The organism is Halopseudomonas xinjiangensis (assembly GCF_900104945.1).
GTDB lineage: Bacteria > Pseudomonadota > Gammaproteobacteria > Pseudomonadales > Pseudomonadaceae > Halopseudomonas > Halopseudomonas xinjiangensis.
On sequence record NZ_LT629736.1, the window covers coordinates 1,788,490 to 1,802,585 of the forward strand.

Annotated in this window: 12 protein-coding genes; 7 read left to right on the forward strand and 5 right to left on the reverse strand. The window is 59.3% G+C overall.

Annotated features, from left to right (window positions below; all coding sequences use genetic code 11):
- Positions 1 to 53 precede the first annotated feature (53 nt).
- The 5 genes from BLT85_RS08185 to BLT85_RS08200 all read left to right on the forward strand — a co-directional run bounded on the left by BLT85_RS08185 (position 54) and on the right by BLT85_RS08200 (position 6,505).
- Positions 54 to 1,295 (forward strand): ribonucleotide-diphosphate reductase subunit beta, encoded by a 1,242-nt coding sequence (locus BLT85_RS08185; protein ID WP_093393022.1) that lies wholly within the window; start codon positions 54 to 56, stop codon positions 1,293 to 1,295.
- 246 nt (positions 1,296 to 1,541) lie between these two features.
- A complete protein-coding gene (locus tag BLT85_RS08190; RefSeq protein WP_093393025.1) occupies positions 1,542 to 2,849 on the forward strand; it encodes an NADH:flavin oxidoreductase/NADH oxidase family protein in 1,308 nt (435 codons plus the stop codon).
- 86 nt (positions 2,850 to 2,935) lie between these two features.
- Entirely contained in the window at positions 2,936 to 3,097 is a 162-nt protein-coding gene (locus tag BLT85_RS16735) for a hypothetical protein (protein ID WP_172829822.1), read from the forward strand.
- Between the two features lie 197 nt (positions 3,098 to 3,294).
- The gene (locus tag BLT85_RS08195; RefSeq protein ID WP_093397541.1) at positions 3,295 to 3,948 is read left to right on the forward strand and encodes an ABC transporter ATP-binding protein; all 654 of its coding nucleotides are present in this window, start codon (positions 3,295 to 3,297) and stop codon (positions 3,946 to 3,948) included.
- Complete coding sequence (locus BLT85_RS08200) at positions 3,938 to 6,505, forward strand: ABC transporter permease (protein WP_093393028.1); 2,568 nt, start codon at positions 3,938 to 3,940, stop codon at positions 6,503 to 6,505. The genes BLT85_RS08195 and BLT85_RS08200 overlap by 11 nt, the downstream gene beginning before the upstream one ends.
- On the opposite strand, the gene BLT85_RS08205 is transcribed toward BLT85_RS08200, so the two are convergent.
- Positions 6,506 to 7,039: a CIA30 family protein gene (locus BLT85_RS08205; protein ID WP_093393031.1), complete on the reverse strand. Its 534-nt coding sequence runs from the start codon at positions 7,037 to 7,039 to the stop codon at positions 6,506 to 6,508.
- A 128-nt stretch (positions 7,040 to 7,167) separates the two neighbouring features.
- Complete coding sequence (locus BLT85_RS08210; RefSeq protein WP_093393034.1) at positions 7,168 to 8,055, reverse strand: LysR substrate-binding domain-containing protein; 888 nt, start codon at positions 8,053 to 8,055, stop codon at positions 7,168 to 7,170.
- A 163-nt stretch (positions 8,056 to 8,218) separates the two neighbouring features.
- On the opposite strand from BLT85_RS08210, the gene BLT85_RS08215 reads away from it, so the two are divergent.
- A complete protein-coding gene (locus tag BLT85_RS08215; protein WP_093393037.1) occupies positions 8,219 to 8,668 on the forward strand; it encodes a PACE efflux transporter in 450 nt (149 codons plus the stop codon).
- 48 nt (positions 8,669 to 8,716) lie between these two features.
- On the opposite strand, the gene BLT85_RS08220 is transcribed toward BLT85_RS08215, so the two are convergent.
- Together BLT85_RS08220 and BLT85_RS08225 are read right to left on the reverse strand one after the other, a co-directional pair.
- Complete coding sequence (locus BLT85_RS08220) at positions 8,717 to 9,766, reverse strand: DNA topoisomerase IB (protein WP_093393040.1); 1,050 nt, start codon at positions 9,764 to 9,766, stop codon at positions 8,717 to 8,719.
- A gap of 94 nt (positions 9,767 to 9,860) precedes the next feature.
- On the reverse strand, positions 9,861 to 10,700 hold the full coding sequence (locus tag BLT85_RS08225) for a helix-turn-helix transcriptional regulator (protein ID WP_093393043.1): 840 nt from the start codon (positions 10,698 to 10,700) through the stop codon (positions 9,861 to 9,863).
- 120 nt (positions 10,701 to 10,820) lie between these two features.
- Between BLT85_RS08225 and BLT85_RS08230 the strand changes: the two genes are divergently transcribed.
- Complete coding sequence (locus tag BLT85_RS08230) at positions 10,821 to 11,756, forward strand: alpha/beta fold hydrolase (protein ID WP_093393046.1); 936 nt, start codon at positions 10,821 to 10,823, stop codon at positions 11,754 to 11,756.
- A 101-nt stretch (positions 11,757 to 11,857) separates the two neighbouring features.
- Here the strand turns inward: BLT85_RS08230 and BLT85_RS08235 are convergent, their stop codons facing one another.
- Positions 11,858 to 13,891, reverse strand: a complete 2,034-nt coding sequence (locus BLT85_RS08235) for a TonB-dependent siderophore receptor (RefSeq protein WP_231701588.1) — start codon at positions 13,889 to 13,891, stop codon at positions 11,858 to 11,860.
- Between the last annotated feature and the right edge of the window lie 205 nt (positions 13,892 to 14,096).

Below are 14,096 nucleotides of genomic sequence, written 5' to 3' on the forward strand. Positions count from 1 at the left end.
AGGGGCGGACCTGGGCGCGAAAGCGGACCACGAACGAACGAGGAACCACATCCATGCTCACATGGGACGATTTCGACAACGAAGACACCATCCAAACGGCAGCACGCGACGCAGCGATGGCCGCAGGCGACAGCGAGCCGGTCGGCAGTGAAGCGCATTCCGGTCGCCGCGAGTCGCACCTCCCACAACAACCCGCTACCGCCGCGCTAGCCCGCGCCCAGGCAGCATTAACCGAACTGAACATCCAGGAGGGACTTTCCGATCTGGAAGGCTCCGCCGGCCGCGTCAGCGTCGACGCCAAACGGATGATCAACTGCCGCGCCGACCTCAACCAATTGGTGCCATTTAAGTACGACTGGGCCTGGCAGAAGTACCTCGACGGCTGTTCCAATCACTGGATGCCACAGGAGGTCAACATGACGGCCGATATCGCGCTTTGGAAGAGCGCCGACGGCCTGACCGAAGACGAGCGCCGCATTGTCAAACGCAACCTCGGCTTCTTCTCCACCGCCGACTCGCTGGTCGCCAACAACCTGGTCCTCGCCGTATACCGGCTGATCACCAATCCCGAGTGCCGCCAGTACCTGCTGCGCCAGGCCTTCGAAGAAGCCATCCATACCCATGCGTACCAATACTGTGTGGAATCGCTGAGCATGGATGAAGGCGAGATCTTCAACATGTACCGCGAGATTCCGTCCGTGGCGAAGAAGGCTGCCTGGGGTCTGAAGTATACCCGCGCCCTCTCCGACCCGAACTTCACCACCGGCACGCCGGAAACCGATCGAGAACTGCTGCGCAACCTGATCGCCTTCTATTGCGTGCTGGAAGGCGTGTTTTTCTACTGCGGGTTCAGCCAGATTCTGTCGATGGGTCGACGCAACAAGATGACCGGCGTGGCCGAGCAGTTCCAGTACATCCTGCGCGACGAGTCCATGCACCTGAACTTCGGCATCGACGTGATCAACCAGATCAAGATCGAGAACCCGCAACTGTGGGATGCGCAAATGAAAGACGAAGCAACCCAGATGATCCTGCAGGGCACGCAGCTGGAGATCGAATACGCCCGCGACACCATGCCCCGCGGCGTACTCGGCATGAATGCGGCGATGATGGAGGATTATCTGAAATACATCGCCAACCGCCGTCTGGCACAGATCGGCCTTGCCGAGCACTTCCCCGGCGCCACCAACCCTTTCCCCTGGATGAGCGAAATCATGGATCTGAAAAAGGAAAAGAACTTCTTCGAAACGCGAGTGATCGAGTATCAGACCGGGGGTGCCTTGAGCTGGGATTGATAGCTCTTTCAACCGTTCCACCGTATGCGCCTGATCTACGAATAGCCAGACAGCGCTGCGCATGGCGCGACGTACCCCGCCGTAGGGTGGACAACGCGAAGCTTGTCCACCGCAAGCTCCCTTCACGCCCCAAGCGGTGGGCAACGCTACGCGGTTATCCACCCTACGCATCGAGCCCGGTCCCGACGGAACACGGCATACCGGGGCTACAATTGTCAGTACCTCATACAATAAGAAGAACGATCCATGACTACGACACTTGCCTCCCCCCTCACCCTGCCCTGTGGCGTCACCATCCCCAACCGCATCGCCAAGGCCGCGATGACGGAAGGCCTGGCAACTCCAGACGGCGTGCCGACCGCAGAACTCGAGCGACTGTATGGTCTCTGGAGCGATGGCGGCGCAGGATTGTTGCTCTCCGGCAATATCCAGATTGATCGCGATCATCTCGAACGCCCAGGCAACGTCATCATCGACCGGGAGCCTGACGCAGCCATGCAGGCAGCGCTGAGTCGATGGGCCGACGCCGCCACGCGCAACGGCAACCAGTTCTGGGCGCAGATCAGCCACGCCGGCCGGCAAACCATGAAGATGATCAATCCACATCCCAAGGCCCCGTCAGCAGTGAAGCTGGGCCTGCCCGGCGGCCAGTTCGGCGAGCCAGTAGCGCTGGAGCGAGTGGAAATCACCGAGATCGTAAGGCGTTTTGCGCTATGCGCCGCTGCGGTAAAGGCTGCGGGCTTTACCGGCGTGCAGGTGCATGCAGCCCATGGCTATCTGCTGTCTCAATTTCTCAGCCCACGCAGCAATCGGCGCAGCGATGAATACGGCGGCTCGCTGGAGAATCGCGCCCGCCTGCTGATGGATACCGTGACAGCGATACGCGACGCAGTCGGCGCCGATTTTCCGGTGGCGGTCAAGCTCAACAGCGCCGATTTTCAGAAAGGTGGCTTTGATTTCGCCGACAGTTTGCAGGTCGTCGCATGGCTGGAGCAGGCCGGCATCGATCTGATCGAAATCTCCGGGGGCACGTATGAGCAACCCAGGCTTCTCGGCGTCGAGGGGATCGAGGCGGCCGAGCCGCAGGCGGTGGCGGAGTCCACCCAGCAGCGCGAAGCCTATTTCGTCGACTTTGCCCTGGCCATGAAAGAAAAGGTCTCGGTGCCGCTGATGGTCACCGGCGGCTTTCGCCAGAAACAGGTGATGCAGCAAGCGCTGGATAGTGGCGGTGCGGACTTGATCGGTCTGGGCCGTCCGATGTGCGTGATGACCGACGCGCCAGCGCGACTGCTGGCCGGCCTCGATGAGGTTCCGCGCTACGAAAACCGGTTGGCGCTTCTTCCCGAATGGCTGGGCTTCCTCACCAAGGTCAATGCGGTGAAGGTCATGGCCACCTTTGCCGTACAGTATTGGTACTACGCACAGATCGACCATCTCGGGCGCACCGGCAGGGCCCAGCCAACTCAGTCGGTCTTCCAGGCAAGCAAGGAAGTCGCGGCCCTGCAGAAGACGCTGGTCAAAGGCCGCAATCGAGCATCGCACCGAGCCGACTGACTGAACGACATGCACGCTGGGGAGTCGTTATTGATGAGCAACCTGCTCGTTACGCCAAGCCAGTAACGTCACACGAGGACATTCCCATGCACAACCCCGATGCGGAAGACCAACGCAATCAGAGCCCGCCCAAAGAGCAGGAGAAGACCGAGCGCGACAAGGACGATCGGACCACTACCACAGAGGAAGAGCTGGACGAAACCATCGACGAATCGTTTCCGGCCAGCGATCCGCCGGCGAACTATTGAAGCGCGACGGGGCTATTAGCCATTGATCGGTGGAGCGTGAAGAACCGGCTTGAGCTTTCACGCAATTGGCGCGAAGGCAGTCGCTGGTTTGGAAAGAATGCGCAATAGATTCGTGCACGCGCGTTCGTTGTCTGGCATGGCATAGTGTGGTCACTGCCCTGCCAGCCAACGGAGCCTTTGTGTCCACCAGCGTCCAGATGAGCGATATCTGCCTCACCTACCCCACTGAGTCAGGGAGCGTCGCGGTACTCAACAACGCCTCTCTCAACGTTCCACCCGGCGAGACGCTGGCAATTACTGGTCCTTCAGGAAGCGGCAAGACTTCGCTGCTGCTTCTGCTCTCGGGTCTCGAGCGCCCTGACAGGGGCGAGATACTGGTGGGCAGCCAGCGCCTGGGCCAGATGGATTCGAACGCGCTGGCTGACTGGCGCAGCCAGCATCTGGGTATCATTTTTCAGTCCTTTCATCTACTGCCTGGCCTCAGCGCGCTGGGTAACGTCAGCCTACCACTCGAAATTGCCGGGCAATCGAACGCCCGCGAGCGAGCGATCAATATGTTGGAAGCCGTCGGTCTAAGCCATCGACTGCAGCATTATCCAGCACAGCTTTCCGGCGGCGAGCAGCAGCGCGTAGCGATTGCGCGAGCGCTGGTGCATCAGCCCAGTCTGCTTCTGGGCGATGAGCCAACCGGCAACCTGGACAGGCAAACTGGGGAGAAGGTGCTATCGCTGCTATTCGACTTGCATAGAGACAGCAAGTCCACGCTCATACTGGTAACGCACGACGAGCGCGTCGCAGAGCGCTGCCAGCATCGGGTTCGAATGGAAGGTGGCTGCCTCCATGCCGTCTGAAAGGATCGGTCGCCTGCTGTGGATGCTGCGGTTCGCAATCACCGATCTCCGCTCCCGCATCTCGGTGCTGAAGATCTTTCTGGCCTGTCTTATCCTCGGCGTCACGCTCGTAGCGGCTACGGCGAGCCTCTATCGAGTCATCGAAGAGAGCCTGCTGGCTGATACCCGCGCAATTCTTGGCGGGGACGTAGAGCTGGAAGCCAACGAGCCGCTGCCAGACGAGGTGCTCGCATGGATACGTAGTACCGGGACCATCTCGCTGGTCCGCGAGCTCGATACCATCGTCAGCGACGCGGACGGTGAAAACTTCTTCAGCTCAGAGATACTGATTGCCGATGCCGCCTATCCACTCTACGGCGAGCTGCAGCTGACGCCAGACCAACCACGCAGTGAGCTGACGGCGCAACAGGAGGGTCTCTGGGGCGCCATCGTCGATCCCCTGCTGGCTGAACGGCTCGGCCAGACCATCGGCGATCACATCCAGATTGGCGCTGCGACCTTTCGCATCAGCGGTCTCATCCAGGCGCAGCCTGATCGCAGCCTGAATGCCAACTGGCGCGGCCTGCCGATCATGCTGTCGGACGCAGGACTGCAGGCAACCGAACTGATCAGCCCAGCCAGCCGCGTGGACTATGAGTATCGGGTGCAGACCGACCGCGATCTGAACGCCTGGCTGGACGAGTTCGAGCGGGCCTTCCCTGATACCCGCTGGGATGTCACCACCTTCGCCGAGCGCAGTGAACGCCTGGCCGAGCGGTTGAACCAGATCGCCACGGCGCTGATCCTGATCGCCTTTACCACGCTGTTTATTGGCGGCCTTGGCGTTGCCAACAGCATTCACGCGTATCTGGAAGAAAAGCTTGGCACCATCGCCACGTTGCAGACACTGGGCTTGCGGCGTAGGCCTCTGGTAGGCGTTTACCTGCTGCAAATTGGCCTACTGGGCAGCCTGGCCGGCATCATCGGCGGCGTGGTCGGCCTGGTGCTATCGGCTCTCGCGATATACCTCGCGGGCGACTCCTTCGCATTGTCCTCACCCGTCGGGGCTGCACAGTGGATGACGCTGTGGACCCTGCCGCTGCTTCTAAGCTGGCTGTTCGCGGTGCTGACCGCCTACGTTTTCGCATTGCCGGCACTGGCCAGGGCGCTGGCTGCGTCACCGGCGGGGCTTTTCCGGGGCAAGGTGCAGGCCGCCGCTCACGAGCCTCGCAGTTGGCGGCTGGCCAGTTACGTTCTGCTGGCTGTGTATATCGCGGCCTTGCTGGTCTGGTTGCCGTCTTCACAGCTAGGCTTCCTCTTTCTGCTGGCGTTGGTAGTGCTCTGGGGCCTGCTGGAAGCGCTGATCAAGGGGCTTCGAATCGCGGCCCGAGCGCTGGAGAACGGTGGCTTTGCCGACCGCCATTTCGCTCGGCGACTGGCGCTGGCCAACCTGCACCGACCGGATTCGCCGCTGCGCGCAACGCTGCTCTCGCTGGGTACGGCACTGACACTCGTCGTCGCCTGTACCCTGCTGGTAAGCACCCTGCTACGTGCGCTGGAATCGACCATACCCGCCGAAGCCCCGGCGCTGATCCTGTATGACGTGCTGCCCGATCAGATTGACGCCGTCGAAACCGGACTCGCGTCCCTTGACCCCGCCAGCCAGACAGAACTGCTGCCCTTAGTGCGCGGCCGCCTGGCAGCGATCAACGAGGAGCCGATCGCAGAGGTGCTCGCGAACGATTCGCGAGCCAGACGCGAGGCGATGGGCGACGAATACAAGCTCAGTTACCTCTCAGGCAATCCGGAAGACCTCGAACTGGTGGCGGGCGATTGGTGGGCGTCTGCTGCGCCAGCCGGTGAGCCCGCATTCATGGCCATGGAGGATCGAGAAGCCAATGAGCTCGGACTGGCCGTGGGCGATCGGATGGACTTTCTGGTGGAAGGCCAGACCGTTGCCGCTGAAATCAAAGCTATTTACCGGCAAAAAGGTCTGCAGACCCGGTTCTGGTTCGAAGGCGTATTGCAAGATGGCGCGCTGGACGCCTTGATCGGGCGTTACGTCGGCGTGGTCTATCAGCGTGACGCGGCCGCGAAACGCTCCCAGCAATGGCTGGCCAGGAACATTCCAAACGTCATCACCCTACGCACCGCAGACTGGCTCGAAACCGCTGGCGCACTGCTCAGCAAGGCCACTGCCGGCCTCGCTGCCATCGCCCTGGTCAGCCTCACTGCCAGCTTACTGGTGCTTTCCAGCGTGGTCAGCGTCAGCCGAAGACGACAACTCTACGAGGCCAATCTGCTGCACTGTCTTGGCGCCAGGCACCGAGCCATCCGGTTCGCCATGTTGCTTGAATCGGCGCTCCTGGTCTTCATTTCCACGCTCTTCGCCACACTGCTCGGAGCGCTGATCGCCCTGCCCCTGGCCGCTCTGCTGCTGAAATTGCCGGCAGGTGATCTCTGGTGGCTTGGCGCACTGGTCGCGGGAACAGTTAGTTCGCTTGCGCTGCTGGGCGGTCTGCTGCCCACCCTGAAGGCCTTACGGCAGAATCAGGCACTGTTGCTGCGTGAAGGTTGATCAGCGGTAAAAACCGAACCGTCGAACGCAGACGTCGACATCGAACGCCGTGCCGATACCGATGCCCGCAACGCTACGGATCGTTGCCGGGTCCAGTTCGGCCTCGGTGCGGTGCGGACGCAGCGCTTCGTAAGGCACGACGAAACGCGTCCACTGCGGTTCGACCGGCAAGGTGTAGCGAAAGGATTGCCAGGGCCGCTCCAACTGGCTCGTTTTGATGCTTAAATCATAGTCGTGCGCCGCACCGCACAGCTCGATGAACACCCCAGCGTAATCGCCGGGAGACCAGCTCGGCCCGATATCAAGCTTCATCTGCACGAACCCGCCGTTATTCTCCAGCCGGGTGCGACCGGACAGGCAGGTGCAGACCGAACCATGACGCTCGCCCTGCCGCAGTTCGGCAGTAGAGATGCCGCCCATGACCTGATCGGTTATCGGGACCCAGGGCGATGGGTGATCACGGCCTGCTTGATAAACGTCGATCAGCCGCTCAACCGGAATATCGGGACCTGCAATATGCAGATGGTCGTTCATAGGCTCGAACCGCTGTTCAAGCCAAACATTCGATTATCGTTGTCGGACATGCGTACTCGCTTTTGCCAGGAGGTCGGACGACCTCAGAACTTAACCATAGTCGACCCCAGCATGGCTGCGTCAGCGCATCATGTTCCGGCACTCTGCCCCACGAGCCAATCAAGGAATTGTCTGACCGGCTTTCGCCTCTCTCGACCAGGCGTACATAGCGCAAGGAAGCTCGCGCCCGGGATCGTGACATCCCCTCTATGCTGAACGAGCAGTCCTCGCTTTAGACTGTCACCTGCGAGCGTCAGGCTCGCCAGGATGTACCCCTGTCCGGCTATTGCAGCCTGCAGCGCATAATGCTCGTCGTCGTACTCGATAAAACGCGCATCTTCCAGCCAACTATCGTAGCCAGCTTTGCTGCACCACTGCGCCCAAGACGCTGGACATCCTGTCCTCCCGTACCATGCCGGATCAATTAGCTCTCGAGGCTTCTGATCTACTACATTGGCGTAATTTGGGCTAACAAACACTCCGAATTCTTCGGTCATGAGTTTTATTTGATGCAAGTCCGGATATTCTTTCACGCTAGATCTAATAGCCAAGTCGAAACTACTGTCCGTCTCTATATCTAGAACCTCGTTCGACGTTTCTATTCGGACACTGTGGTCGGGAAAAGCACTGTAGAAACTTCCCAGTTTTGGAATGAGCCATAACGCTGCAAAGGATGGAGTAGTCGTCACGCGAACAATACCTGACTCTGCATCTGGGACAAATCTATCAAGATGTGCGGACAGGTCACTAAAGGTTTGATGGACCTGTCGAGAAAGAAGTCGACCTTCATTGGTGAGCGATAAACCAGCGCGCAACCGATCGAAAAGCTTAACTCCCAGCGACACCTCAAGGTTTCTAATCTGCAGCGATACGGCTGCCGGGGTCACCGATAGCTCGTCTGCAGCGTCTCTTAGACTGCCTAGCCGAGACGCAGATTCGAAGGAACGCAAGGCGTTCAACGGCAGTTTTCTGAACATCAAAGCGTCTCTGGCAAGAAAAACTTAATGGGCTTCAGTCTAGCTAGATTGCTCAACTGCATCAATTGCTCCCAAATCGCTTTCAGTCTCGGTGACCTGTTAACGCACCGAGGCTCTTCTGCGAAATCCATACGGGGCAATATGCCCAGGAGGAGGCTGAAAGATGCAAGGTCCTAAAAGAAAGGTATTCCAAGCACTTCTATACGAAGCATTAGCGGTTTTCTTCATATCTCCAGCTTTCGCCTACAGCTACAATAGCGACCTTGCACATTCTACGACGCTTTCCATTATCATTTCGCTTATAGCCGTAGCCTGGAACATGGCATATAACTACTCGTTTGAGCGATGGGAAGACAAGCAGGAACAGCATAGGCGTACTTTCTCCAGACGGGTCGTTCACTCGGTAGGATTCGAGGGTGGCCTGACGGTTATGTTATTGCCGCTCCTGAGCTATTGGTTGCATATCTCGTTGCTAGAAGCCTTGATGGCCAACATGGCGCTGTTTGCTTTCTTCTTTCTTTATGCGTTCATATTCCAATGGGCGTTCGACAAGGTTTTCGGTGCGCCTCTCTCGGCGAAAGCCATAGAGGCAACAGACGCACCACCGGGCTGACCTCGATGATGCGCGTTGCCGCCATAGGACACGAACAGGCCGGCCAGCCTAGCTCGCCTTGGCCTTCTCCGAGGAGTCGTCAGCGAGACGCTCTAGAAACATCGCCAACGCCACCTCCTCGGCTTTCAACCCCTTTCGTACTCTCGGCTTGGGCAGCTTGGATAGCTCGCCCAGGCTGAAATGCTCCAGCACCGCCGGGTGGATGTAGCACTTGCGGCAGACTGCGGGCGTGTTGCCGAGTTGCTTGGACACGTCCTTGACCATGGCTACCACATGCCGCTTCGCGTCTGATTCTGGCTGCCACTCCAGCTCGCGCAACACTGCCAGCGCCATCGCGGTACCGGCCCAGGTGCGGTAATCCTTGGCGGTGAAATCGGCGCCGGTAATACGGTGCAAGTATTCGTTAACGTCGGACGAACTCACAGTATGCCGGGCACCGTTTTCGTCCAGGTACTGAAAGAGGTTTTGCCCCGGCAAGTCCTGGCAGCGCTTGACGACCTTTGCCAGGCGACGGTCCTTGACGCTGACCTCATGCTCGACTCCGCTCTTGCCGCGAAACTGGAATTTGATCTCGCTGCCTTTGATATCGACATGACGATCACGCAGCGTGGTCAGCCCGTAGGATTTGTTGTCCCGGGCGTATTGGGTATTACCAACACGAATCAGCGTGGCATCCAGCAGCATCACCACGGTGGCCAGAACCTTCTCACGCGTAAAGCCCGGCTCGGCGATCTGCGCTTCGAGCTGTTTGCGCAGTTTTGGCAGAGCCTTGCCGAACGCCTGCAGGCGGGTGTACTTGTCGGCGTCGCGCACCTCGCGCCAGCGCGGATGATAGCGATACTGCTTGCGGCCACGCGCATCACGGCCGGTGGCCTGCAAATGCCCGCGCGGATCGGCGCATATCCATACGTCTGTATACGCTGGCGGCACTGCAAGGGAGTTGAGGCGCTCGATCTCGTCGGCATCAGTGATGCGCTTGCCCTGGGTATCGAAATACTGAAACTTGCCTCGCACTTTCCTGCGGGTGATGCCGGGCTGGGTGTCGTCGACGTAATGTAGATCGCGAGGCAGGTCGGCTTGCGACGCGGAATCGGGCATAGGCATTTCTCTGGGTACGCAATCAGCTGGATATATCTGATTGACCGCTGCGTTGTGCGGTTGTGCCCAAAAGGCGTGCGAGCAAAGGCTTGGCTCAGCCTTTCTGCGCAAGGCACTCCTGCTTGAGCCACACCCTTGGCGACATTCCGCACTGGGACTTGAATGCGCGTGACAGCGCAGATTCACTGCCGTAACCCGCCTCCTCGGCGATCAATCTGAGCGACTGGCCGTTCTTCAGCCACTTCTGAACCAAGCCGATTCGCCAGCGCTGGAGGTAGCTGGCGGGCGTTTCACCTACCGCGATTCTGAACTGATTGGCAAACACGCTTCGCGACATACCCGCCTCGGCCGCCAATGATTCCACCGACCAGTCCTTTTCCGGCGCCTGATGCATTGCAACGATGGCGCGGCGCAGCTGATGGTGAGCAAACCCGGCGAGCAGACCAACCTGGGTGCCCCCGCTTTCCATCAGTTGCCTCAGCAGTTGAATCAATAACACTTCGAACAGCCGATCAAGCATCGTCTGGCGGCCACAGTTGCTGGCTTCCGCCTCGGCGAACAGCAAGGTGAGTATCGGAACGCTGTCCGGGAGTTCGGACAACGGCAGGCACACGCATGTGGGCAAGGCATTCGCCAGCGGATTCGCCGCAGCGCCTTCGAAGGCAATGTGTGCGCAGACGAATTCCGCGCCGTGTTCGCTATCGGTGACGAAGCGATGAGCAGTCGGCCGCGGGTAGAACAGCAAGGCCGGTCCCTCCAGGCTGTGGGCCTTGCTGTTGCCATGCCAGACCTCCGCTTTCCCTCGCTTGAGCAAATGCAGTTGGCCGTACGGGGCGACCCCATCCAGCGTGTTCACCCCACATAGCGGACCCGCCTGGAAGGTGCGGGCGCTGACAGAAAAGTGGCCGAGCAATGCAGCAAGTCGATCAACCATAAAATACGATCCGTCATTAAGTTGAGACTAATTGTGCTAATTCGTACTGCCGCCTACTAGACAATGTTTCTCGTCAACACGCAACGCCACTTACGAAACTCAACCAAAAGGTAATCAGCCATGAACACATTTACTCGCATCGCCATCGCCGCCGCTTTCGCATCCGCCGCGCTTCCCATCGCTGCGATGGCTGCCGAAGCATCCAGAGAGGCGACGCGTTCGGCCAGCACCATCATCACCCAGGATGGTGTCGAACTGTATTACAAGGATTGGGGTCCGCAGACTGGCCAGGTCGTCATGTTCAGCCACGGCTGGCCGCTGAACTCCGACAGCTGGGAAGCACAGATGCAGTTCCTCGCCGACAAAGGCTACCGCGTCATCGCCCACGATCGCCGCGGCCATGGCCGGTCCAGCCAACCGTGGGAAGGTAATGACATGGACCATTACGCCGATGACCTCGCCGCGGTGATCAACGCGCTGAACGTCAAAGACGTCACCCTGGTGGGCTTTTCCACCGGTGGTGGCGAAGTAGCCCGCTATATCGGCCGGCACGGTACCGGCCTGGTCAAGAAAGCCGCACTGATCAGCGCCGTACCGCCAATCATGCTGAAAAGCGACAGCAATCCGAACGGTGTGCCGCTCTCGGTGTTCGACGGCCTGCGCAACGCATCGAATGGAGATCGTTCGCAGCTCTATCTGGATATCGCTTCCGGTCCCTTCTTCGGCTACAACCGCCCGGGCGCCGAACCGTCGCAAGGCCGTATTCAGTCCTTCTGGAGGCAAGGCATGATGGCCGGCGCCAAGAACACCTACGACTCCATCGCCGCCTTCTCCGCGACCGATTTCAGAGAAGACCTGGCCAAATTCGACGTGCCGACGCTGGTGATTCACGGCGACGACGATCAGATCGTGCCCATCGAAACCTCAGGCAAAGCTTCCGCAGCGCTGATCAAGGATGCCAAGTTGATCGTCTACAAAGGCGCGCCACATGGACTGGCCGATACGAACAAGGAGCAGCTGAATCAGGATTTGCTGGAGTTCTTGCGCGGCGAGTGATGACAGGGCAGTAAAAACCAGGAAGGCCGACATGCGAATGTCGGCCTTCCTTTTGCCGTGCGTAGACCTGCGTTGACAGAAGATGGCGCAGAGCGCATTGCTTACCAGCGGTAGCTAAGCGTCGCCTCGATCTCCCGACCGGGGTTGTAGTAATCGGCAGTGCCAGACCCTACTACATGCTGCTCATCGAGCAGGTTCTTGACGTTTACCGCTACATCGGTGCCCTTGACGATTTCATAGCTGAACGCCGCGTCAAAGAGGGTCGCCGATTCGCTTTCGGCAGTGTTGGCCGCATCGAAGTAATACGAGCCGGTATACCGAGCGCCCAGGCCAAAGCTCATCGATGTTGCCGGCGGCGCGTAGTAAGTCCAGAGCGATGCGGAGTGCTTCGGTGCGGCAGTGAACTGGTTCCCCTCGATGGACAAACCGCTGCGCAAGGTTCCGCGTACCACTTCCGACTCCATATAGGAGTAGCCACCGGACAGGCTGATAGTCTCGGTCAGTTCTGCCCTCGCCTCTAGGTCCAGGCCCTGCACGCGCGACTCGCCTATGGTTTGCCGTTCGATGGTGCCGTTGTCCTGCACGACAGCGATGGTGACGTCATTCTTGCTCAGGTCATATACCGCAGCCGAGAACAGCGCATTCATATTGACCGGCGAATACTTGATCCCGACTTCGTATTGTTCGCCCCGCTCAGGGTTCACACCGATAGCCGGCGGAGCGACTGACTCCACCATGCTGACGTACGTCGAGATTTCATCATTGATTCGATACGTCAGGGCGCCACGATAGGACGTTTCCGAGAAGTCGTCGGAATCCCGGACGTTGGTAATGTCCTCACTGGACAGATCCATATTATCGTTACGTACGCCGGCGGTGACGATGAACCGGTCATAGAAAGCCAGGTTCTGCGTCAGAAATACCGAGCGGGTGGTGTAGTCCTGCTTATTACGGCTATAGGGCGTCAGATCGGTTGGTGCGCCGCTGTATTGCGGCGCAGCGATATCGATGGGTGTGGCGTTGCCATAAAAGGAGCTGTCTTCGGTCGATGCGTCGCGATACTCGATCCCGACCAGCGTGCTGCTGTCGATGCCGTCGAAGCGAGCGTTGTACTGACCGATAACATTGCCGATGAGCTCCTGGGCTTCGCTGTTGGTACCAAAATAATCGCGATTGACTACGGTGCCTGTCCGGGTAGCCGAATCCGACAGATACACGTACCCGAAGTCGTCGGTCAGGTCGCTGTAGCGCAGATTGCTGCGCAATACGAAGCCGTTGGCGAAGTCATGGGTGAACAGGCCGGTAATGCTGCTGCGCTCGACGTCATGGTAGTTGAAGCCGGGTTCGCCATAAAAATCGCTGCGGTCGTATTCCCTGTCCAGCGGATACCCGCCACTGTTGGGGGTGGAGTCACGATTGAGATAATCCGCAATCAGCGTGGCGGATGTATACGCGGTTGGCGCCCAGGTGAGGCCGCCCATCACGAGTGCATCGTCATCCTCGGAGTAGTCGTACTCGCGCTCGCTGTCCTGGATCTTTCCGGTCAGACGATAGGCCAGCGTCTCCTCCGTGTTCAGCGAGTCGCCGATATCGATGCCGGCTTCCTTGCGCTCATGCGAGCCGTAGCTCAGGAAGCCCTGCCCAAAGCGCTCGAACTTCGGTTGCTTGCTGACGAAGTTCACCGAGCCGCCCGGATCGGCCGGGCCAAAAAGCGTCGAGTTGGCGCCGCGCAGAACCTCGACTCGCTCGTAAGCGAAAGGCTCTTCGCGAACACCGCGCATCGAGCCAAGTGTCAGGCCGTCACGGTAGGTCGTCGCCTGAAACCCGCGGATCTGGAAGTAATCGTTGCGGTCATCCGTGCTGTAGTAATCGGTGATCACGCCCGGCGTGTATTGCAGGACTTCCTCGGTGGTCTTGGCGTTGCGCTGCTCGATTTCCTTCTCCGTGATGACAGAAACCGAAGCGGGGGTGTCGAGAATGCTGGTGGCTACCTTGCCCCCGACCCACAACTCCTGGGCCACAACCGAATTCGAGTCGTCATCCGTGTAGGCCTGCGCATTCACGATGACGGGCGAGAGGCGAAACACATCGTTCTGGCCTCCGTCGGCATCCACCGTCTGAGCATAACCACTCATTGAAACGACGATCAGGGGAAAGCAACTGACGAGCGCCTGGCTCGCACTACGTTGACGGCATGTCCGTGCCCGGCCAGGCACCGATTCGTTCTGTCTCATTTCCGTATCCTCAATGGCTTAACAGCAGCCCAGCGTCCTCGAGCGAGGGTCCTTCACCAGGGTGGATACATTCTGCGCGACGAACGGCAACGCAGTCAATAACGCG